Annotated in this window: 16 protein-coding genes; 4 read left to right on the top strand and 12 right to left on the bottom strand. The window is 61.6% G+C overall.

Annotation, left to right across the window (positions count from 1 at the left end):
* Positions 1–35: 35 nt before the first annotated feature.
* The 10 genes from L7A20_RS01400 to L7A20_RS01355 form a co-directional block, all read right to left on the bottom strand.
* A complete protein-coding gene (locus tag L7A20_RS01400; RefSeq protein ID WP_237222138.1) occupies positions 36–563 on the bottom strand; it encodes a DUF3180 domain-containing protein in 528 nt (175 codons plus the stop codon).
* Complete coding sequence (folK, locus tag L7A20_RS01395; RefSeq protein WP_237185239.1) at positions 560–1,066, bottom strand: 2-amino-4-hydroxy-6-hydroxymethyldihydropteridine diphosphokinase; 507 nt, start codon at positions 1,064–1,066, stop codon at positions 560–562. Before folK ends, L7A20_RS01400 begins: the two co-directional genes overlap by 4 nt.
* A complete protein-coding gene (folB, locus tag L7A20_RS01390) occupies positions 1,056–1,466 on the bottom strand; it encodes a dihydroneopterin aldolase (protein ID WP_237207311.1) in 411 nt (136 codons plus the stop codon). The genes folK and folB overlap by 11 nt, the downstream gene beginning before the upstream one ends.
* Before the next feature lie 267 nt (positions 1,467–1,733).
* On the bottom strand, positions 1,734–2,627 hold the full coding sequence (gene folP, locus L7A20_RS01385) for a dihydropteroate synthase (RefSeq protein ID WP_237222137.1): 894 nt from the start codon (positions 2,625–2,627) through the stop codon (positions 1,734–1,736).
* A 114-nt stretch (positions 2,628–2,741) separates the two neighbouring features.
* A complete protein-coding gene (gene folE / locus L7A20_RS01380) occupies positions 2,742–3,308 on the bottom strand; it encodes a GTP cyclohydrolase I FolE (protein WP_237205595.1) in 567 nt (188 codons plus the stop codon).
* Positions 3,308–5,401 (bottom strand): ATP-dependent zinc metalloprotease FtsH, encoded by a 2,094-nt coding sequence (gene ftsH, locus L7A20_RS01375; protein ID WP_272879199.1) that lies wholly within the window; start codon positions 5,399–5,401, stop codon positions 3,308–3,310. Before ftsH ends, folE begins: the two co-directional genes overlap by 1 nt.
* A gap of 213 nt (positions 5,402–5,614) precedes the next feature.
* A complete protein-coding gene (gene hpt, locus L7A20_RS01370) occupies positions 5,615–6,166 on the bottom strand; it encodes a hypoxanthine phosphoribosyltransferase (RefSeq protein ID WP_237222136.1) in 552 nt (183 codons plus the stop codon).
* Positions 6,167–6,249: 83 nt separating this feature from the next.
* Positions 6,250–7,443: a tRNA lysidine(34) synthetase TilS gene (gene tilS / locus L7A20_RS01365; protein ID WP_237222135.1), complete on the bottom strand. Its 1,194-nt coding sequence runs from the start codon at positions 7,441–7,443 to the stop codon at positions 6,250–6,252.
* Complete coding sequence (locus L7A20_RS01360) at positions 7,443–8,570, bottom strand: zinc-dependent metalloprotease (protein WP_237222134.1); 1,128 nt, start codon at positions 8,568–8,570, stop codon at positions 7,443–7,445. The genes tilS and L7A20_RS01360 overlap by 1 nt, the downstream gene beginning before the upstream one ends.
* 154 nt (positions 8,571–8,724) lie before the next feature.
* Positions 8,725–9,243 (bottom strand): inorganic diphosphatase, encoded by a 519-nt coding sequence (locus L7A20_RS01355; RefSeq protein WP_237207315.1) that lies wholly within the window; start codon positions 9,241–9,243, stop codon positions 8,725–8,727.
* 208 nt (positions 9,244–9,451) lie between these two features.
* Here L7A20_RS01355 and dacB point away from each other — a divergent pair, with 208 nt between their 5' ends.
* Entirely contained in the window at positions 9,452–10,852 is a 1,401-nt protein-coding gene (gene dacB / locus L7A20_RS01350) for a D-alanyl-D-alanine carboxypeptidase/D-alanyl-D-alanine endopeptidase (RefSeq protein ID WP_237222133.1), read from the top strand.
* A gap of 73 nt (positions 10,853–10,925) precedes the next feature.
* On the opposite strand, the gene L7A20_RS01345 is transcribed toward dacB, so the two are convergent.
* Positions 10,926–12,047 carry a CAP domain-containing protein gene (locus L7A20_RS01345; protein WP_237222132.1) on the bottom strand — a complete coding sequence of 374 codons (1,122 nt, stop codon included), beginning with the start codon at positions 12,045–12,047 and terminating at the stop codon, positions 10,926–10,928.
* 412 nt (positions 12,048–12,459) lie between these two features.
* On the opposite strand from L7A20_RS01345, the gene L7A20_RS01340 reads away from it, so the two are divergent.
* Genes L7A20_RS01340 through L7A20_RS01330 form a run of 3 tightly spaced genes read left to right on the top strand, consistent with a single transcriptional unit; the run spans position 12,460 to position 17,635 of the window.
* On the top strand, positions 12,460–16,254 hold the full coding sequence (locus L7A20_RS01340) for an AAA domain-containing protein (protein ID WP_237222131.1): 3,795 nt from the start codon (positions 12,460–12,462) through the stop codon (positions 16,252–16,254).
* Between the two features lies 1 nt (position 16,255).
* Positions 16,256–16,984: a hypothetical protein gene (locus L7A20_RS01335; RefSeq protein ID WP_237222130.1), complete on the top strand. Its 729-nt coding sequence runs from the start codon at positions 16,256–16,258 to the stop codon at positions 16,982–16,984.
* 36 nt (positions 16,985–17,020) lie between these two features.
* The gene (locus tag L7A20_RS01330; RefSeq protein ID WP_237222129.1) at positions 17,021–17,635 is read left to right on the top strand and encodes a recombinase RecJ; all 615 of its coding nucleotides are present in this window, start codon (positions 17,021–17,023) and stop codon (positions 17,633–17,635) included.
* A 19-nt stretch (positions 17,636–17,654) separates the two neighbouring features.
* Here L7A20_RS01330 and L7A20_RS01325 read toward each other — a convergent pair whose 3' ends face one another.
* Entirely contained in the window at positions 17,655–18,575 is a 921-nt protein-coding gene (locus L7A20_RS01325) for an AEC family transporter (RefSeq protein WP_237222128.1), read from the bottom strand.
* Position 18,576 lies beyond the last annotated feature (1 nt).

The following is an 18,576-nucleotide window of genomic DNA, read 5'->3' as shown; positions in this document are numbered from 1 at the left end:
GGCACGGAGATGAGAAAGCTAAACCAAAGGTTACCTTATGACGAGGCGTCCGGCTTATTACGAGCCAAGGGGCCGGTCTGCGGGCGGGCCCCGCCGACCCCACCACCGGCGTCCTCATCCCCCGGAGGTACCTTGCACCAGTTCTCGGCGACGATACCGGCAACCAGCATCACCAGGCCGCCGGCGAGGGCAAGCAGGCTCTCGATGAGAGGTTGGGCGGTGGCCCGGGCGGACGCCAGCCCCACCTGGTAGACCACAATCGCTACCTGCCAGCCGCCGACCAGGGCGCCAGTGAGGGCCAGGGCCTGGGCGAAGACAGCAACCCGGGCGGCCATGAGGGGGTTCATGGAACCGGCGTTCTTACGGGTCTCCACCCGGCTATACCGGTAGACCTGCCGGGCGAAGTAGAGGGCCAGACCTGCCAGGATGAGGGCAGCGAGCAGAGTGAGGGCGGGCAGGGACAGCTCGGGGCCGCCTGACTGAATACTCAGGAGATTGAGGACCGCCCCGCTTGCAACGCCTACACCCGCTAAGAGTGCAAGGGCCCGGCTTCGCAGTTTCACGCGCAGACCACCGGGGCAGGGTGGAACTCGCGGATGCCACCGGCATCCGCTGCGTCATCTGCCAGCTGGCGTACTGATGAGCCGAGGAGCAGGGCTGAGGGGTCCATGCGGGCCCAGGGCTCCAGAACAAAGGCGCGTTCAGCGGCGCGCGGGTGGGGCAGGGTGAGGTCGGGGTCGTCCATCTCAAGTGAGGCGATATCGATGATGTCGATGTCGAGGGTGCGCGGGCCCCAGCGGACGTCGCGGGTGCGGTGGTGCTTCTGCTCAATCTGCTGGGTGTATTCCAGTAGCAGGAAGGGGCGCAGGCTGGTCTCAATCTCGACCACCATGTTGGCGTAATCGGGCTGGCCAGCCGGGCCGCCCACGGGAGCTGTAATAGCGATAGGGGAAATCTTGGTTACCGCGATTTTCTCGTGGGAGCAGATATCACCAATCGCCTTGATGAGGGTGTCTTCGCTATCGCCCAGGTTAGAGCCCAGGGCAAGGATCGCTTTAACCGGCATGCTTCTCCCTAAAAATCGTCACCGACACATCAGCGAAGGTCACCTCGATAGGGGCCTTGGGCTTGTGCACGGTTAGTTCAACCGCGAGCAGGGGGAACTTCTCGAGCACAGCGGCAGCGATACGCTCGGCCAGGGTTTCGATAAGGTCGAGGGATTCACCGGTCACGATTTCGCGGATTACCTCTGCTACTTCGGCATAGTTGACGGTGTGCGCGACGTTGTCGGTGGCGGCAGCCTGGGTGAAGTCCGTGAACATGGTGATATCGACGAAGAAGGGCTGCCCGGTCTGCTTCTCAGAGTCGAGTACGCCGTGGTAGCCCACGCTACCCACGCCAGTGAGCGTAATGCGGTCGGTACGGGAGTAATCTCGTTGGCCCGACGATGAGCTGTGATCGTGCATGGTCACCTTTCACCGAGTCTGGTTCACCGGTGGTAGTTCAGGGTTGAAGCGCCGGTGCTTTGTAGCCATTATCCACGCCCCGGGGGCACTGCTCAGTGACCGCTGCGTGTGCCCTTAGACATACCTAAAGACAGCCTCACTCGGGTATTTGCTGGGAAAAGCGGTAGTTAAGCGGGCCTAAAGTACGACCTCTAAAGCGCTTAAAGTCACAAAGACATTTTCATTTATGACGCTTCTGTGTCGCACCCGGCTACAGCCCAGCTGCCCCTAGCGGGCGGACGCCCGCCGCCAGGCTGCGCGCACGGCAAGGGCATCGGCGGTCGCCTGCACATTATGGACGCGCACGGCCCAGGCTCCTACCTCAGCAGCCATCACCGAAAGGGCTGCACTGGCAACATCCCGTTCAGTAGCCGGGCGCTCAGTAACCTGCTCTGCCGGCAGACCGGAGGCTGCGGCGTCCTGCTCCTGCAAAAGCCGGGCGATAAAGCGTTTGCGGGAACCAGCCACCAGCACCCGGTGCCCCTCGTCGGCCAGGGTCTGCAGACCCGCTAAAATCTGCCAGTTTTGCTCCCCCTGCTTAGCAAAGCCGGGGCCGGGGTCAAGAATAATTTGTTCGGGTGCCACTCCCCCGGCAAGCAGTCGCTCGCGCAGGGTAAAGAGCTCGCTGAAGACCTCACCGGCAACATCGGTGTAGACGGCCTGGGAGTCCATGGTGATGGAGGTGCCGCGCGAGTGCATGAGAATGTAGGGCACGCCCAGCTCGGCGACAGTCTCAATCATGTCTTCGCGCAGGTTCATGCCGGCAACGTCGTTGATGATGTGGGCGCCAGCTGCCACGGCGGCGCGGGCGGTTTCGGGGTTGAGGGTATCAACCGACATGACGATATTTTCAGTAGCTAAAGCTTCTATGACGGGCAGGACGCGGCGCTGTTCCTCAGCCAGGTCAACGCGGGTAGCCCCGGGGCGGGTTGATTCGCCGCCCACATCAATAATGTCTGCCCCCTGGGCAACCAGGGTCTTGGCGTGTGCAACTGCCGTGGCGGCGTCCGCGTGCAAGCCACCGTCGAAGAAGGAGTCGGGGGTGACGTTGAGAATACCCATAATCAGGGTGCGGTCAGTGGGTAGGTTGTCGTAGGAGCCGTGCGCGTGGGGAAGAGTCATGCACCCAGGCTAACACCCGCTTACCTGCCCGCCTAAGCCATGGGGACCGCAAAACCTAAAAAGGATCGCATATTATGCGGTCCTTTTTTGAAAATCAGGTCCCCTTGGGAGAAATCAGGAGGCGTTGATCAGACTCATCGCCTCGGCACGGGTAGCGGGATCGCGCAGGGCCCCGCGGACGGCACTCGTCACCGTCTTGGTTCCCGGCTTCCGCACCCCGCGCATGGACATGCACATATGTTCAGCCTGCATCACCACAATCGCACCGGTGGGCTGCAAATGCTCTTCGAGAGCCTCAATCACCTGGGTAGTCAGACGCTCCTGTACCTGGGGGCGCTTAGCGTAGACATCCACCAGGCGGGCCAGCTTCGACAGACCCGTTACCTTGCCGTCGCCACCGGGGATATAACCGATGTGGGCGTGCCCGAAGAAGGGCACCAGGTGGTGCTCGCAGGTCGAGTAGAAGGGAATGTCCTTGACCAAAACCAGCTCGGAGTGGTCAATGTCGAAAGTGGTACCCAGAATATCGCCGGCGCTCTGGTGCAGACCGGCAAACATCTCATCGTAGGCACGGGCTACGCGGGCCGGGGTATCGAGTAGGCCGTCACGATCGGGGTCCTCGCCGATAGCCAGCAGAATCTCGCGAATAGCGGCCTCGATACGGGGCTGGTCAACTGCCATTATCGGGGCCCTCCCAGGGGGTCAACATCGGGGTTACCCGCGGGGCCTGCGGCACCGGGGTGGGGGTTACCGGGATCCATGGGGTCAACGGTGGGCTGCTGAACGATCGGCTCTTCAGCGGCAGGGGCTTCATCGGCTTCTGCCTTAGCTACCTTAACCGGGGGAAGAGCAGAGGGCTCGCGGTTGGACTTGGAGTACCAGTGGTCGCGTTCGGGGCGTTTGCGCACGCCCGCGAAGATTTCCGCCAGGTCGTTCTCGAGCAGGGTTTCCTTCTCAAGCAGGGCCAGGGAGAGGGCATCGAGTACATCGCGGTTATCGCGCAGAATCTCGTAGGCCTCATCGTGGGCCTGCTCCAGCAAGGCGGCGACTTCCTGGTCCACCAGGTAGGCCATCTCGTCGGAGAAGTTGTTGCCGCCACCAGCGCCACCGCCCAGGAAGGGGTCAGATTCCTTAGCTGCAAGTCGAACTGAGCCGACCTTAGCGCTCATGCCGTACTCGGTCACCATCTTGCGGGCGGTATCGGTTGCCTTCTGAATATCGTTGGATGCACCGGTGGAGGGATCATGGAAGATCAGCTCTTCGGCTGCGCGGCCGCCCATGGCGTAGGCCATCTGGTCCAGCAGTTCGTGGCGGGTGGTGGAGTACTTGTCGTCCTGAGGCATGACCATGGTGTAGCCAAGGGCACGGCCACGCGGCAGAATCGTAATCTTGGTGACGGGTGCTGAGTTGCGCAGGGCAGCTGCAACCAGGGCGTGACCGCCTTCGTGGTAGGCGGTGACGGTGCGCTCGTGCTCGCTCATGATGCGGGAGGAACGCTGGGGGCCTGCCATGACGCGGTCGATTGCCTCGTCGATAGCGCGTTCGTCGATGACGTTACCGCCGTCGCGGGCAGTCAGCAGAGCCGCTTCGTTCATGACGTTGGCCAGGTCAGCACCGGTAAAGCCGGGGGTGCGCTTGGCGACGGAGGCTAGGTCAACACGACGGTCGATGGGTTTGCCGGTTGCGTGTACCTCGAGGATGCGCTGGCGGCCCTTGAGGTCGGGAGCGTCCACACCGACCTGGCGGTCGAAGCGGCCAGGACGCAGCAGGGCCGGGTCAAGCACGTCGGGGCGGTTGGTTGCCGCGATAACGATGATGTTAGAGGTGCCGTCGAAGCCGTCCATCTCAACCAGCAGCTGGTTGAGGGTCTGCTCGCGCTCGTCGTTACCGCCGCCCATGCCGACGCCACGCTGACGACCGACGGCGTCAATTTCGTCGACGAAAATGATAGCGGCCTTGTTGGACTTGGCCTCCTTGAAGAGGTCGCGCACGCGGGAGGCACCCACGCCCACGAACATTTCAACGAAGTCGGAGCCGGAGATGGAGTAGAAAGGGACGCCCGCTTCACCGGCTACAGCCTTAGCCAGCAGGGTCTTACCGGTACCGGGAGGGCCGTAGAGCAGTACGCCCTTAGGAATCTTGGCGCCCAGGCGGGTGAACTTCTCGGGTTCAGCCAGGAATTCGCGGACTTCTTCGAGTTCAGCTAAGGCCTCATCAACACCGGCGACATCAGCAAAACGTACGGTGGGGTTGTCTTTGTTGAACTTCTTGGCGCGGGACTTGGAGAAGTTCATGATCTGGTTGCTGCCGCCGCCCATGCGTGACATGAGGAACCAGAAGAGGGCCACCAGGATCACAAAGGGCAGGATGAAGGACAGCATGGAGGTGAACCAGTTGGTCTGCACCGGCTGATCGGTGTAGGACTCAAGGTTGGCGTCATCCATGGCCGCAACAACGTCAGTGGCGCGGGGCTGAACGTAGTAGAAACTTACATTCTTGCCCTGGTTCTCACCGGCAGGGTTCACGTAGTCTTCTTTAAGTTCCAGGTCTACGCGCTGGTCACCGTCGAAGATTTTGGCGCTGACGACCTTCTCGTCGTTCAGCAGACCGATACCCACGTTGGTATCAACGCGGGTTGAGGCTGCCAGAGAGTTTGCGAAGATCATGGGCACAGCAATGAGAACTGCCAGCAGTACCCAGAACCAGGGCCCTGAGATGAGCTTGCTGAAGAACCCCTTTTTCTTGGGGTCAGAGGTGTTATCCGTATTCTGCACAGCCGCGCCTTCCACAAAAATAACGGGGCGGGGCGCGGTGTGCGCCCCGCACAAAGGTAGCCCCAGCACCCGGCAGTGGGTGCAGGTGGGCCTAGACCTATCTAATGTACCTAAAGTTGCTGGGTACTTGCTTGATGCCTCAAGGTTTTCACCTCAGGGCTAAAGCACCGGCGGAGGGGAGTCTACCAGGGCTCTCTGACACGTGCTCGCTGTTTAGGAGTAGACGTGGGGGGCCAGAGTGACGATGCAGTCCAGGTTACGGTAGCGCTCGGCGAAGTCCAGGCCGTAGCCCACTACGAATTCGGGTTCGATGTCCCAGCCGACGTACTTGACCTCAACGTCGGTCTTGACGCTCTTGGGCTTGCGCAGCAGGGTGCAGATTTCTACAGAGGCAGCCCCGCGGGATACCAGGTTCTGCTGGAGCCACTTGAGGGTCAGGCCGGAGTCGATGATGTCTTCGACGATGAGCACGTCGCGGCCGGTCAGGTCGGTGTCGAGGTCCTTGAGGATGCGGACGACGCCGGAGGACTTGGTGCCTGAACCGTAGGAGGAAACTGCCATCCAGTCCATGGTGTAGTGGGCCTTGAGGGCGCGGGAGAGGTCGGCGACGACCATGATGGCGCCCTTGAGTACGCCGACCAGCAGTACGTCGCGGCCTTCGTAGTCCTTGTCGATTTGGGCGGCAAGTTCCTTAATCTTGGCGTCGATTTCTTCCTTGCTGAAGAGAACGTGCTTGATGTCGTTCTGTACGTCGAGTGCGTCCACGGTTGATCGCTTTCTGCTGGTTCAAAGGTTCTGCGCCCTGCCCCGGAGGTGGTGCAAAGCGCGTGTTCACCTTTAAGTATGGTTTATGGGGTGGTCTTGAGTAAAACGATGAGGCCGGTTTTCTTGAGGTTATAGCTCTGACCTGCTCGGGTGATGGTGGCGCCGGGGCGGCGGCGGTAGGCCGAAATGTGCCCGGGCAGTTGCAGGGGACCTGCCACGGAGTGTTCGGCAGCAAAGGCGTCCAGGGCGGCGAGGCGCTCAAAGCCCGGGGCGATACCCCCGGCTGCTTCGAGGGCAAGGGCGAGGACGCGGGTGCGCAGGGCCGGGTGCAGGGCGGCGAGCGCAGCGCGGTTGAGCAGAACCATGTCCCTGCTGGGCTCCACCCCGAGCAGGCCCGCAATATCGGTGTTTGCGGGGGTGAGGGCGTCCGCGTCCACCAGTATGTCATTCAGGGCCTGGCGGGCGGCGGACGCCAGGTAGTCGGCGTCCGCACCGGCAATGGTCGCGGTGCGGGCCAGGGATACAGCTACGCCGCCGCCCAGGTGTTCTTCAAGGTAGGGCAGGACGCTGTGGCGCACCCGGGCGCGCATGAAGGACTGGTCGGTGTTGGTGGGGTCATGCCAGGGGTTCAGACCCGCGTCAGCGCAGATGTCTTCGATCTCAGAGCGGCGCAGGGTGAGCAGAGGGCGGATGACCCGTACAGGGCCGGCGGGGTGGTCTTCGGTGCGGTCCACGGGCATACCCGCCAGGGAACGGGTGCCAGAGCCCCGAGCCAGGCCCAGCAGTACGGTTTCGGCCTGGTCGTCGAGGGTGTGGCCCAGGGCAACGGCGTCCGCCCCGGTTGCGGCCAGCGCCCGGGCGAAAGCACCGTATCGGGCGGTACGGGCCGCCATTTCGGGCCCCTCCTTACCCTCTTCAACGGTCACGGTTTCTACCAGCACCGGGCTAAGACCCAGCTCCCGCAGAATCTGGGCGGTGCGCTCAGCCACCTGGGCTGAGCCGTCCTGAAGCTGGTGGTCAACCACAACCGCACCCACGCGCACGTCCTGCCGCCGGTTAAAGTGGGCCAACAGAACCGCTAAGGCCAAGGAGTCGGGCCCACCCGATACGGCAGCCAGCACCAGGGGAACCTTCCCTGCTTCTGGGCCTGCGCCCAGGCGTCCTGACGAACCGGTGGGAGCAACCGTACCTGCCCCAAATACCTGCTCCAGCACACCGGCGACCTCGCGGCGGGCAGCTCCCACCAGGGGGTTCAGACGGGTTTTACGCTGCTGCACTAGTTCTTCTCTTCCTCTAGATCTGCGCCCAGTACCCGCTCAATCCAGCGAGCGGGGGCATGAATTTCTGTCACGGTGGGCAGGTTCTCGGGGGCCTGCCAAATACGGTTGAACCGCTCCATACCCACCTCGTCGATCACGGCCTGCACAAACTTTTGGCCGTTCTTGTACTGGGCCATCTTGGCGTCCATACCCAGCAGCTTGCTCATAAAGCGGGGGAAGAAGCCCTGGGTCTGGCTGCGACGCTCAAAACGGCGGCGGATGGTCTTAACGGAAGGGACGATGGACGAATCAACGGCGTCCATTACTACGTTGGCATGGCCCTCCAGCAGGCTCATGACGCCGGTGATACGGTCCAGCAGTTCCTTGCCCTCGTCGCTGAGCAGCAGGGTAGCGCCGCTAGTGGCTGCCTCGGGGCTAGCCCCGGGCGCTTCCTGCTTCTTCATGCCCCGCACCGCCCCGGTAGCGGCAGCGGCAATACGTTCAGGCAGGTTCTCGGTGGTCTCCCCCAGCTCGCGGCCCAGGCGATGCATGAGATCCAGCAGGTAGTCACGCAGCCAGGGGGCAGCGGCAAACTGCACCCGGTGGGTCTGCTCGTGCAGGGCAACCCAGAGACGAAAGTCAGCCGGGTCAAGGTTCAGCTCTTCTTCCAGCTTCATCAGGTTGGGAGCCACAATCATCAGGCGGCCGCCGGGTGCCCCGTGGCCGGCGAGCGCCGCATAGGGGTCGTACTGGCCCAGGACGCGGGTAGACAGGAAAGCCAGCACTCCCCCAATTTCCGCCGCCCCGCCAATCTCGGTCACAGCGTGCTCGGCATCGGAGAGCTGAGCCAGGCGCTGACCCAGTACCTCTTGGGCGATAGGGCCTAGCATCACATCAAATGACTGGGTATTGGCCTTCACCCAGGTAGACCTATCAACAACCAACAGCTCAGAGTCGTGCAGGTTCTCAGCCGCAGCCAGCTGCGTAATAGCGTGCACATGGTCAACAGCAGCGGTTGCCGCATAGCGCATCTCTTCAACAGCCCGCCGCTTAGCCGCGGCCTCAGCGCGAGGGCCAGCCGGAGCCAGCACACCGGCAATCTTATGGGCTAAAGAAAAATTCAGAGGCAAGGAAGATGAGCTCATGCCACCCCACTCTACCGGCTCCTAGCCGCCCCAGCCTACCCCAGCCAACCACCGGCGTCCACGCCTTTAAAGGGGCGGAGGCTGGGCCCCGTGCAGGGCCCAGCCTCCTATCCCGATGGGGGCACTAGTTAGCTTTCGCTACCCCACCAAGTCTTTAGTTCTCGTCTGCTTCAGCTTCAGCAGCGGACTCATAGTGCGACTTCTCAAAACGCTCCTGGGCCTCAGCTACCAGCTTCTCAGCGAAAGCGCGGTCTTCCCAGCCCTCGCCCTTAACCCACTTACCGGGCTCCAGATCCTTGTAGCGCTCGAAGAAGTGCTTGATTTCTTCCTTGAGCTGGTCAGCAACATCGCCGATTTCCTGGATGTGGTCGTAGCGCTTGTCTGCGGGAACGCACAGAACCTTGTCGTCGCCGCCAGCTTCGTCGGTCATACGGAAAACACCGATGGGGCGGGCTTCAACCAGCACACCGGGAACAACGTCAACATCGAGAATAACCATGGCGTCGAGCGGGTCACCGTCTTCACCCAGGGTGTCCTCAAAGTAGCCGTAGGCGGTGGGGTACTGCATGGAGGTGAACAGTACGCGGTCCAGACGCAGGCGACCGGTTTCGTGGTCAATTTCGTACTTAACGCGTGAGCCGCGGTTAATTTCAATCGTGACGTCGAGTTCCAAGGGGAACCTCCTGGTTGAGTGGTGTATTTGACCCGCGCTACGCGCGAGTGGTTCGGCATATTAGTCTAACCGAGAACCGGCAGGCTGGAGCCTTTTTACAGGGCAGGCGCGCCAGTGTCACCCGTATTACATGCCCCTGCTTCAAAGGTTAGGCATATACCCTAGAGAGAAAGACACCTTTGCCCAAGAGCTAACCTGTGGAGGTTTCATGGCCACTTCTCACCGACGCCCCCTGACCGCCTGGGTGGTTACTGCCCTGCTCGCAGCCGGGTGCGCAGCAGCAGGAGCCTGGGCTGTACCGGCCTGGCAGGAGGCCCAAGACCTTCGCGAAGCCTCAGTAGCCCCCGATATCACGGCCTCTCCGGTTGCGGTGACAGAAGCAGGCACCGGTGCTGCCCCCGATTCAGCTGCCCTGAGCACAGAGCTCGATAGCGTCCTTGACGGTTTAGGCCAGGGGGTTTTCTCTGCCCAGGTTCTTGATGCAGAAACCGGCCAGAGCATCTACTCCCGTGAGGCTCAGACGAGCCGAACCCCGGCGTCCAACATGAAGCTGCTCGTGGACTACGCCCTACTGACCACTGCACCGCAAGCCCGCTTCACCACGTCCGTCGACCTCAACGACGACTCAACCCTTACCCTGGTTGCCGGCGGCGACACCCTACTGGTGCCAGGGCACTCCGACCCCACAGCGGTCATGGGCCACGCTGGCATTGAGACCCTGGCTGAGCGCACCATCGCGGCACTCACCGAACAGGGTGTGAGCAGCAAGACTCTCGCTCTGAATCTCGACACCACTATTTTTTCGGGTAGCTCTCTCAACCCCGAGTGGGCCCAGGAAGATATCGACTCCGGCTTTATCAGTGCTGTTACCCCCCTCGCCTTTTACTCCCACTACTCCCCCACCAGCGACGGAACCGCATCAAGCGGCAGCCGCCCCAGCAACGCCCCGGCAGAAGTGCAGCAGGTGCTGGTAGAGGCTCTCAATAGGTTAGGAACGGACGCCGGGCTCACCTTCACCGCGGGCGAGCAGGTTACTGCCCCCAGCAGCGGACGCGAGATTGCAGCTGTGCAGTCAGCCACCGCAGCCCAGCAATCTGCCCTCATGATGCAGGAAACAGATAATTCGCTGGCTGAGACCCTAGGACGCAATCTTTCCGTAGCCACCGGCGGCGACGGCTCCACCCAGGGCGCAATAAGTGCAATCCACGATGCCCTAGCCTCTGCCGGTCTACCCACCAATTACACCCAGATGGACCTCAGCGGCCTTTCCATGAACAACAAGGTCAGTAACGAACTGCTCACCAGCATTGCCCTGCGCGCGGTCAAGGGAAACACCAGCGAACGCCTCGCCCTGCAGGGTCTACCGGTAGCCGGCTACAGCGGAACCTTGGGGCTTGCAACCCGCTTTAACGACGCCGACGAGGTCGGCGGACGCGGGGTCGTCCGCGCGAAAACCGGAACCCTGAACTCCGTGCTGTCCCTCACCGGCTACACCGTCACAGAATCAGGGCGGGTACTGGTTTTCTCGGTTATCATGAACGACCTTGAAGACACCGATTCCGCCAAAAACACCGTGGACCGGTTCGCAGCGACCCTCAGTAACCAGTAGCTGTAGGCGGATACAAGAAGGGCGGCCCCACAGATGTGGGGCCGCCCTTCACATGTAGGTCTAAAAGCGGGGACTAGCTTACCCAGACGCCGCGGGCTTCAGTCCAGTTAATGGTGGTACCGCTAGAGAAGGTCACACGGGTGACGCCATCAATCCAGCGCACCTCATCGGTTACAGGGAAGCCGATAGCTGCGGGGCCACCCAGGGCGTACCAGTGGGCAGAGATAGCTCCAGTCTCCATGATGGCGCGGGCACCGGTGGAGGGGGTCCAGTAGACCGAGGTAACAGAGCCGTTCTTGATGAAGTCCTGACGCATGCTACCAATAAACTCATACTCTGAGCTTGCGGGGTAGCCCCAGCTACCATTTTCGTAGTTTTGACCTGCGTAACGGCCACCAATGGCGCCTCCCCAGTAAACATTCTGAGCGCCAGTTGCAGCAGTCCAGTAGATAGTGCGGTCCTGAGTGAAGTTCTGGACGATGCCACCGTCAACAGAGGTAAAGAAGTTGCCAGCGGGTAGACCGAAGGTCGCCACGCCACCGTTTGCGTTGTAGTGGTCGGCCAGCTTGTCGTTCAGTGCATAGGCGCTTACTTCAGAAGAGCCGCTGGAGAGGGTGCTGACGCTGGTGATGGTAGAGACGTAGTCGTTGGGGCCCTTGCCTGCTTCGTAGCGGTAGATACCAACGTTGCCCAGGACGCGCCAGGGCAGGGAGGTGCCGTGGCCGTAGCAGAAGCCGATGCCGATGACGTTGGCCTGGGGGGCTAGGATAGCGGCACGGTGGGGAGGCGAGCTCTTCCAGAAGTTGAGGAGCTGGTTGAGATCGTCATTGTAGGAAAGAGCAATGACTTCGCGTACGAAGCTGTAGCCCTGCACCTTGGAATTATAAAGGAACTCGGTGCCATGGGAGAAAGCTCCACCCTTGAACTGGCGAATAGCCTCGCCCTCCATGACGGACGCAACGGTGGCTGAGTGCTTGACTGCCCCCAGGCCGTTCTGGGCGCGGTAGGCATTGATGAGGTTGAGCAGGGTCTGCTGATCAGCAGCGCGCTGGGCGGCAGTGACAGTGCGAATGTCTGATGCGGCGGCAGTTGCTGCGGTGATTGCAGTGGTAGCTGCCAGGCCGGTTAGGGCAAGGACGGCCGCCTGGCGGCGAGTCGGCTGAACAGCTCGCGCGGTTTCAAGAATGCTCTTCATTCAGATTCCTCTTTTTCGAGTGGTAATGATGCAAAGGGGGATTTTGCTGAACACAACTTTATAGAATCGTGACCTATTTTTGATCATTTTGTGATGTTTTTTTGGGATTTAATTCAGGTCTGATGATCGACCGAGAGTTGCAGAATCTCCCATTCATTACATACCCGCAAGCCAATCGCAGCAAGCAAGCTCCGCGCAAAAAGAGAGGGGTCTGATATGAGCAAAATTTGTATATATGATTCAGATTACATCTTCAAAGTTTTTGTTCTATACCTGATAGTAACTTATAGAATTTATGTTCTAAATACCTCAAATGGTACGGACCAATTATGCGTGGGGTGAGCGTCCCCTGAGCTCCCTAAAATGTCAGTCTCCCTTGCTAGCCTTGAAGACAGTAACCTCTAGGAGCCCCATGTTCTTCATCGATGCAGATTCCGCACCGTCGCCGCTAGCGTCTGGCCTTGAACCCCTTGGTAAATCGCTGGTCTACTCAGCCTCTGACCTGGTGCTCTCAGCCCAGTGCCAATTTGCCGCCCTCTATGCTCTTGACCAGGCGTTAGGCAGGGTGCCCCGCTTAGAGCGCATTGAAGACCCTCAGCTTCGCAGAGCTGCGGCCCTGGGAGAAGCGCATGAGCAACGTATCCTACAAAACTTTAGAGACACCTACGGCAGCTGGAGCCCTGCAACGGGGCAGGGGGTATATGAGGTGAATCCGCCTCAGGCTTACACCCGGCAGGCCCTTGAAGAGAAGCGGGTAGAGACCCTGGAAGCTCTGCGTGCAGGCGCAGATGTTGTCTTCCAGGCCAGCTTCTTCGACGGGTCCTTTCACGGGCGTGCCGACTTCCTCGTCAAACAGCCCAACGGGAGCTATCGAGTAGTTGATACTAAGCTGGCACGTACAGCCCGCGTCCCTGCTCTCCTTCAGGTCGCTGCCTATGCCGACCAGCTGCATAGAGAGGGGATCCCCTGTGACCCCTACGTCTCGCTCATTCTGGGCAATAACGTGGAGTCCCTACACGAGCTTGCTACCCTTACACCGGTATTCGAGCAGAAGCGGCAGCGTCTTATAGAGCTCCTCACCGCCCATCGGGAGCCAGGGGCTGCCCCGGTGAGCTGGTTTATAGAAGCCGGTAGCCCAGAGGTTACCAGGTGCGGGCGTTGTGATACCTGCCAGGTGATGGTGCGAGAGCACCGAGATATGCTCCTGACTTCGGGTATGACGGCGAAGTCACGGCAGACTATCTACGAGCGCTGTGGTGTTCAGAGTATCGACGAGCTGGCGGCCCTGGCAGGCCAGCCTCAGCTTCCGGCTCTCGTACGCCGCTATGCAGAGCAGGCCGCCCTACAGACCGGCGTATCAGAGCCAGACGGGGCAGTAGTGGTAGAGCGGGAGGGGCAGGAACATACTGTCTCTTACAAGCTCCTGCCCCGGCACTCCTTACGGATGCTTCCGCGAGCGAGCGCGGGCGACCTTTTTATAAGTCTGCGGTCTGACCCGCTCTGGCGCGATGGGAAGGCAGCCCACCCCGAGTTAGCTTGGGGGCTGGTCTATACCTTAGGTGCTGTTCACCTTGCTGATCAGCCTGGCGAGGAGCCCCTCTTTAGCCAGTTTTGGGCGTCTGACCGGGCGGCGGAAGGGCGGCTGTTAGCCGATTTTCTCGGTATGCTGCACCATCAGCGCCAGCTGAACCCCGGTTTGCGGGTCTACTACTTTGGGGCGTCTGTTATAGCTGCTCTTCAGCAGTTAGCGTCGATGCACGGGATTGGCGAAGCTTATCTCACCGATATGCAGCGGGAGGGTGTTTTCATTGACCTTTCTGAGGTGCTGCGCCGGTCGATGCGTTTGAGCGAGGGCACCCGGGCACTGACCGCTATTGAGCCCCTCTACGCTCAGGGGCTTGAGCCTGCCCCTGATATTCCGGTGACGGCCTTTGCCGATGTGGTACAGGCCGAGAAGGAAGGGCGTGCTGAGCAGGCCGAAGCTATGCGCTCTGCACTTGCTCGTAGTCTGTATCGCACGGGTCTGTCTCTATCTCAGTTACGTGCCTGGTTATTGGGGTTAGCGGGCCGATCGGTCGACGATGAGCTGGTGCAGCCCGCTCCCCTGGCTGATCTGAACGAGCTGCTGGTGCAGGCGGGGAGGGCTGAAGACGAGACGGATACCGAGCGGGTTCTACGCGGGTTTGTTGAGGCCCTGGACGCCGGTGGCGAGCTAGAGCCCCAGAAGCAGGCTGTTGCTATGGTGGCTACGGCGACGGGCTACCATCGTCGCGAGCGCCGTCAGTTCTGGTGGGATCATTTCAATCGGCTTACGGCTCCCCGTGAGGATTGGGAGGACGCCCGTGATGTGGTTTTGCTGGGGCGATTGCAGGTGGTTGCCGATTGGCATCGTCCGGAGCGGGCACGGTCCACGGTGCGTTTGCTGAGCGGGGTGGCGAGACTTGCTCCGGGCTCGTCGGTGAAGGTGGGCGCTAGCAACCTCTTTGCCATGTATACGCGCCCTTTTCCGCCTTTTTTGGAGCGGGAGGCTCGGCAGCAGGCTTTAACCTATGCGGCTCTGCATGAAGGGGTACTGCCGGTGGAGGCTGAGCGGGCCGGTGCCTTTAATACCGAGATTGTGGAGTTAGAGGAGATTCCGGAGCATGAGGCGGGTCAGCCTAACCTGGTGCGGATTACGGTGCGGGAGAGTTTGAAGACCTCAGACGGTGAGCCACCTGAAACCTACTCACATCTACCGATGGCGCTCACTCCCGGGCAGCCCATTCCGACACAGGCCCAGGAGCAGGCTCTACTTGAATTGGCGGCGCGTACCGCCCGGGTGCTGCCTGAGTTACCGGCGTCAGCGGGTACCGATATGATTCGTCGTGTTCCGCCGCGGCTGGTTGGGGGCGGTGTTTTGCCGCGTCCGCAGGATTTTGTAGAGACGCACGGTTCTCTTGCGACGGTGCAGGCTATTTATCAGGCGGTGAGCCAGCTGGATCGGTCGTATGTGGCGGTGCAGGGCCCTCCGGGGTCGGGCAAGACCTTTGTGGGTTCGCACGTCATTGGCCGTCTGGTAGCTGCCGGGTGGAAGGTGGGCATTGTGGCTCAGTCGCATGCGGTGGTTGAGAACATGCTGCTGGGTTGTATCAGTAATGGCGGGGTTGACCCCGACCAGATTGCTAAGGGGGCGGGCAAGAGTCAGACCCCGAATTTCCCCTGGCGCGAAGTGCGTAATCCTGAGGTCGCCCGGTTTATGGACGAGCCCGGTGGCCGTATCTTCGGCGGTACGGCCTGGGATTTCGCCTCTGACCGCAAGTTCCGGTTTGAGGGGCTTGATCTTCTGGTCATTGACGAGGCGGGCCAGTATTCCTTAGCCAATACGCTGGCGGTGGCCCGTTCGGCCAAGAACCTGCTGCTCCTGGGCGATCCCGCCCAGCTACCCCAGGTCACGCAGGGCACTCACCCCTACCCGGTGGACGAGTCTGCCCTGGGCTGGCTTTCAGCGGGCCGTACGGTGCTGCCCGAAGAGTTTGGCTATTTTCTCGATGTCACCTGGCGTATGCACCCTGCCCTGTGCGCCCCGGTCTCGGCCCTGTCGTATGAGGGGCGGCTGGCGTCCGCTCCTTCGGGCACTGAGAGGCATCTGGAGGGGTGGGAGCCCGGGGTCTACCTGCGCACGATAGAGCACCGGGGTAACTCAACGGCTTCAGTCGAAGAGGCTGATGAGATTGTGGCTTTGGCCCGCGGCTTCCTGGGGCACCTGTGGACTCCCCACCTGGCTGCCCCCGAGCAGGCAGCGCCCCTGGCCCCCTCAGACATTATTGTGGTGGCAGCCTATAACGCCCAGGTTGATACGATCCGGGCGGCCCTGCTGGAGGCGGGGCTAGCGGACGCCGACGGCGGGGGTGTGCGCGTCGGTACGGTTGATAAGTTCCAGGGGCAGGAGGCTCCGGTGGTGCTGGTGTCGATGGCTGCTTCGAGTGCCGGTGATAGCCCCCGCGGAACCGATTTTCTGCTCTCGCCCAACCGGTTGAATGTTGCCCTGTCCCGCGGCATGTGGGCGGCGGTAGTGGTGTGTTCAACCCGGTTTACCGACTTTCTGCCCACCAGCCCCGAGGCGCTAGCCCTGCTGGGTGCCTTTATCCGCCTTGAGCGGGCAGCCCTACCCTTCCCCGATGAGGGGGAGGCGGGCGTCCGCCCCGATACCCCCACCGTTAGGAGTTAGCATGCCCCTCTCCCCCACCCACCGTAAGCATTCCCCCTATCTCTTTCACTTTGACGGGCAGACCGTGGCCCTGGGCGAGCCCCGCTACCTGCAGCGTATCGACGAGCGCCTGCGCGAGCAGGGGTATGCTACCAGGCCCACCTACTGGGATCAGGCCTACCTGGCTGATTTGGCAGCGTCCAGCCCCGAGGACGCCGAGCACGGCCAGTTTGCGGCGCCGAGCGACCCGGCCCAGCTCAACAGCGTGGGGGTTTCGTGTAGCAGTAGCGAGTTCTGGTCTGCCATGTATGCCCGCAGTTTTGACGCTACGCCCTGGGGCGGGGAGGGCGACACCCTCTATATGCCCCAGCTGCCCGACTGGCTAGAGCGCACCCGGGCCTGGACGCTCGACCCTCTAGCCCCGCAGGACGGCCCCGGCGACCTCGACCCGGCAGGCGGCTGGGTGCGGGTACGGGACCAAGCGGGAGCCGGTGCTCCCCTGGGGCTGTTTCAGCTCACAAGCCCCGACTATTTCTGGGTCTTTGGATCAGCGCCCGACCTCAAACAGGTGGTGCACCTCTGCCGGGATCTGGGGCGGGATCTAGCCGGTTTCGATGCAGCGACCGCCTACCTGGGCTATGACCTGACCTGCAGCAGCATCCGGCTTCCGATTGAGTGCGCCCAGCCGCTCCAGGAGCAGCTCTTCTTAGCTGGGGTGGACGCCGAAACCCTGCTCTGGGGTGAGGGCTAGTTTCCTGCCAGGTCGCTCTAGGGCATACTGAAAGACATGTTTGTACTGACCTTCATCACCCGCTCTGCTCGGGCGGATCTCACCGACCTGGAGAACCGTCTCGAACAGCTGGCTCCCACTGTTGCTTTTACCCGCACCTACCCCGATGAGCTGCAGGGGGCTTTCGATCAGGCCGAGGACGCCCTCACCGCCGCCCTACTCGGGGCCCGTTTTGGTGGCTTCTGGGTGGGTATCGGGGCCGGTGAACTGGTGCGGCCGCGCTTCGCAGCGGCCCTGGGGGCGGTTTCTACCCCGGAGTGTTCGGGCTCTGCCTTGAGCCTATCTCGGTCGGCCGTGGAGCAGGCCCAGACCGGGGCACCGCCGCGCGGTATCTGTGTGCATGCAGCTGGTCAGGGGGTGCGGGCGGATCAGGTGACCGGCCTGTTGCGCCTGCTCTACCGGGTGGCGTCCGCCCGTACCGAAGCCGAGTGGCGGGTACTTGACCTGCTGGTGCCCGGGGTGCGCGGGCAGCAAAAGGCGGTGGCTCAGGCTCTGGGTATTACCTCCCAGGCGGTGAGTAAGACCCTGGTGCGCTCCTACTGGCACGAGGAGATTGCCTCTCACGCGCTGGTCGCCGAGCTGCTTGAGGGCTTGGAGGGGCAGAAGCGGTAGGCCAGGCACCGGCAAACTGTCAGTGCAAGAGGAATGAAATCACCAGAATCACGGGTATAGCACCCAGGGTGCTGAGCAGCACGATATCGCGGGAGAGCGTGGTTGCTACGTTGTACCGCACCGCGTAGTTATACATGTTCTGGGCGCTGGGCAGGGCTGCAAGAATGGTGGCCGCGAAGATATCGCTCTCACTGAGGTGGAAGACGTAGCGGGCCAGCAGGTAGGCAACCAGCGGCATTAGAAGGTTCTTAAAGCTGGCGGCAAGCACGGTTTCGAGGCGCTGGCCGGTAGTATCGAGCACCTTGGAGCCCCGCAGCGACATGCCGAAGGCCGCCAGGATCAGCGGTACGCCCGCACCACCCAAGATGCGGAAGGGCTCCATCACCACATCGGGAACCTGCAGGTTGAGCACGTTAACCAGCAGGCCCAGGGCTGAGCCGATAATCAGCGGGTTTTTGATGGGTTGGGTGGCAACGGCTTTCATGGAGACCGCCCCGTGCGAGATGGCGTCCAGAATGGAAAGCACGATGGGGGCGGCAATCAGGAGCTGGAAGAGCAGGATAGGGGCTACCTGGGCAGCGTCGCCCACGATGTAGGTTGCTACGGGCAAGCCCATGTTGTTGGCGTTGATATAGCCGCTGGCTGCGGCACCCACGGTGACGGTACCGGCGTCCTTTTTGAGCAGGAACCTGGCGATAACGGCAAAAAGCAGGGCGACCGTAGCGAAGCTCAAGATAGCCACGGGAAGGCGGCCGGAGAAGATAACGTGCAGGTCAGCCCCGGCCATGGTCACGAACATGAGCGGGGGCAGGGCTACGAAGAAGGCAAAACGGTTGAGGGAGAGCCCGGAGTTGGGCGGCAGAATGTCGAGGCGGGCGACCAGGTAGCCTACGCCCACCACGACCGCGATGATGGTAAAGCCTTCAAGGACTGCGAGCATG

Source organism: Rothia nasimurium (assembly GCF_928381415.1).
In the GTDB taxonomy this organism is placed as follows: domain Bacteria; phylum Actinomycetota; class Actinomycetes; order Actinomycetales; family Micrococcaceae; genus Rothia; species Rothia nasimurium_H.
This window is presented reverse-complemented; position numbering and strand designations above follow the sequence as displayed.

What these genes read in the sequence shown, in the direction of transcription:
- folK (WP_237185239.1), bottom strand. Translation starts at nt 1,066, where the DNA reads ATGCCGGTTAAAGCGATCCTTGCCCTGGGCTCTAACCTGGGCGATAGC.
- folB (WP_237207311.1), bottom strand. Translation starts at nt 1,466, where the DNA reads ATGCACGATCACAGCTCATCGTCGGGCCAACGAGATTACTCCCGTACC.
- folP (WP_237222137.1), bottom strand. Translation starts at nt 2,627, where the DNA reads ATGACTCTTCCCCACGCGCACGGCTCCTACGACAACCTACCCACTGAC.
- folE (WP_237205595.1), bottom strand. Translation starts at nt 3,308, where the DNA reads ATGGCAGTTGACCAGCCCCGTATCGAGGCCGCTATTCGCGAGATTCTG.
- L7A20_RS01360 (WP_237222134.1), bottom strand. Translation starts at nt 8,570, where the DNA reads ATGAGCTCATCTTCCTTGCCTCTGAATTTTTCTTTAGCCCATAAGATT.
- dacB (WP_237222133.1), top strand. Translation starts at nt 9,452, where the DNA reads ATGGCCACTTCTCACCGACGCCCCCTGACCGCCTGGGTGGTTACTGCC.
- L7A20_RS01345 (WP_237222132.1), bottom strand. Translation starts at nt 12,047, where the DNA reads ATGAAGAGCATTCTTGAAACCGCGCGAGCTGTTCAGCCGACTCGCCGC.
- L7A20_RS01340 (WP_237222131.1), top strand. Translation starts at nt 12,460, where the DNA reads ATGTTCTTCATCGATGCAGATTCCGCACCGTCGCCGCTAGCGTCTGGC.
- L7A20_RS01335 (WP_237222130.1), top strand. Translation starts at nt 16,256, where the DNA reads ATGCCCCTCTCCCCCACCCACCGTAAGCATTCCCCCTATCTCTTTCAC.
- L7A20_RS01330 (WP_237222129.1), top strand. Translation starts at nt 17,021, where the DNA reads ATGTTTGTACTGACCTTCATCACCCGCTCTGCTCGGGCGGATCTCACC.
- L7A20_RS01325 (WP_237222128.1), bottom strand. Translation starts at nt 18,575, where the DNA reads ATGCTCGCAGTCCTTGAAGGCTTTACCATCATCGCGGTCGTGGTGGGC.